Origin of the sequence: Streptomyces sp. SID9727, from assembly GCF_010550605.1 — a bacterium.
Classification (GTDB): domain Bacteria; phylum Actinomycetota; class Actinomycetes; order Streptomycetales; family Streptomycetaceae; genus Streptomyces.
The window spans coordinates 1-2453 of sequence record NZ_JAAGNI010000216.1 but is presented as its reverse complement, the minus strand read 5'-3'; the positions used below and the strand labels follow the sequence as shown (position 1 = coordinate 2453).

The 2453-nt window shown below is 75.5% G+C and carries 2 protein-coding genes and 1 pseudogene; all 3 read left to right on the top strand.

Features of this window, described 5'->3' with window-relative positions:
- A pseudogene (locus G3I41_RS14185) lies at positions 1-312 on the top strand (phosphoribosyltransferase); the annotation flags it as partial.
- A 229-nt stretch (positions 313-541) separates the two neighbouring features.
- Positions 542-1606: a tetratricopeptide repeat protein gene (locus G3I41_RS14180; RefSeq protein WP_164400565.1), complete on the top strand. Its 1065-nt coding sequence runs from the start codon at positions 542-544 to the stop codon at positions 1604-1606.
- A partial coding sequence (locus G3I41_RS14175; protein ID WP_164400564.1) for a polyprenyl synthetase family protein occupies positions 1603-2453 on the top strand: 851 nt, incomplete at its 3' end. The genes G3I41_RS14180 and G3I41_RS14175, both read left to right, overlap by 4 nt.

Here is a 2453-nt window from a genome sequence, read left to right as displayed (position 1 = left end):
CTCCAGGCGGCGGCCGTCGTGGGCGCGGACCGGGACACGGGCATCGGGGCGGTCGTGTCGCGGGGCGGCCGGCCGGATCTGGCGGGCGCCCGCCTGAGCGAGGTCCGCTCCGCCACGCTGCTGCTCGTGGGGAGCCGGGACACCGAGGTGCTGGACCTGAACCGCCGGGCCCAGGCGGAGCTGCGCTGCGAGAACCGGCTCGACGTCGTCCCCGGCGCGACACACCTCTTCGAGGAACCGGGCACGCTGGACCACGTCGCCGAGCGGGCCCGCGCGTGGTTCGTCGAGCACCTGGCCGAGGGGTCCGCCTGACGCTGCCGGGAACACGCCCGGCCGCCGCTCCGACGACAATTCCCGGGGCGAGGCAACCCCGGGCGCCGATCCGCGGTCTTGATCCACAGCAAGGCGGCACGCCGCACACACGACCACTCTCGCCCCTCCCCCCTGAGCACGGACCGGAAATCCGGCCAACTATGCGCTACGTGTATACATGCGCTGCATAGTGAGGGCCGGGCCGCCCGTGCCCGCGCGAAAGGCATCCATGCACAGCAAGGCACTGGCGCCCGAATACCAGGGCGCCCTCACCAAGATGTCCGTGAACGCCTCACTCACGGACGTACTCGCCGAGGGCATACGCCACTTGGCGGAGGCCGAACGCTCCGGCTCCGCCCGGGACGTGGCCCGCGCCGCTCTCGCCGTGGCCGAGGCGCACCGCAGGCTCGGCCAGGTCCGGGACGCGGACGCCGCGTGGAAGGCGAGTTACCGCGCCGCACGCGCGGCGGACGACGCCGGGGCGATGGCCTGGGCCCTGTGGAGCGGCGGCACGCTGGCCCGCCAGCGCGGCCGGCTCCGGCTCGCGTTCCGGCTCCTGGGCCTGGCGGCGGACATGGGCAAGAAGGGCGGGGACGTCGTCGCCCGGGGTTACTCCCTCGCCGGCCTCGCGGAGACCGGGCGCATCCAGGGCGACTACCGGACCGTCGCCGCGCTGCACGAGCAGCTGCTCGCCGAGGCACGGGCACGCGGCGAGGCCCGCCACACCGTCTGGGCCCTGGAGGGCATAGCGCAGATCCACCGCAACACCGGTTCCCTCGACACCGCCCTGGCGATGTTCGAGGAGGCGGCCCAGCTGGCCGGTGACGCCGACGACCGGCGGGGCCGGGCCTGGGCGCTGCGCGGCATGGCCGACATCATCTCCGTACGCGACGACGACCCGGACCGTGCGCTGGAACTGCTGGCGGAGGCCGAGGTCACCTGTCGCGAGATGAAGTTGTCGAGCGCCCTGGCGTACAACCACAAGATGCGCGCCAACGTGCTCTACCGCGCCGGACGCCATGAGGAGGCCCGGCAGGGCTACGCGGGGGCGCTGGAGGAGTTCCGGGCGATGGCGGAGCCCCGGGGCGAGGCGCTGGCGCGGCTCGGGCTGGTGAAGTCGCTCGCCCGGCTCGGGCGGGACGCCGGGGAGACCGCCGCCGACCTGGACGCCCTGCGGACCACACTCGACCGGATCGGGCTGCTCAACGCCCGGGACATGGTCGACCGGGCGTACTCGGAGCTGGGCGTGGAGCGGGCCGGGAACACGGCGGCGGACACGGGCGGTGGGCGATGACGTCTCCGACGGCCTCTCCGGTGACCGCACCGCGGATTCTGGCCCGCTGCCGCGCCCTGGCCCGCCCCGCCCTGGCCCGGGCCGTGCGCCAACTGCACCCGTGGCACGCCGAGATCACCGCGTTCTCGCTCGGGTGGGACGGGGTGGACGGCGACGACGTGCCGGGCGCCCGGGGCAAGGGCGTGCGCCAGGCGCTGGCCGTGCTCGGCGCGGAGGCCGTCGGGGCGGAGGCCCTGGACGCGGTGCCCGGAGCGGTCGCCGTCGAGCTGATCCACACCTTCTCCCTGCTGCACGACGACATCATGGACGGCGACGAGACGCGCAGGCGGCGCGCCACCGCGTGGAAGACCTACGGAACCGGTCCGGCGGTCCTCGCGGGGGACGCGTTGTTCGCCCAGGCGGTGCGGACACTCACCGACGCGCCGGGGAAGCAGTGCGCGCCGGCGCTGCGGCTGCTCGCCGGGACCCTCACCGACCTGGTGCACGGCCAGGCCGACGACCTGCTCTTCGAGTCGCGGCCCTGGACCGGTCCCGACGCCGTGCGGGCGCACGAGTACCGGCGGATGGCCGAGCGCAAGACCGGTGCGCTGCTGGGCTGCGCCGCCGGTCTGGGCGCGCTGCTCGGGGGCGCCGGGCGCACGGAGGCCGACGCGCTGGCCGCGGCGGGGCGCCACCTGGGCGTGGCGTTCCAGGCGGCGGACGACGTGCTGGGCATCTGGGGCGATCCCGCGGTCACGGGCAAGCCGGTGCACGGCGACCTCGGGCGCGGCAAGAAGACCTACCCGGTGCTCGCCGCGCTCGCCGCCGGCGGACCGGCCGCGACGGAACTGGCGGCGCTGCTGCGCGA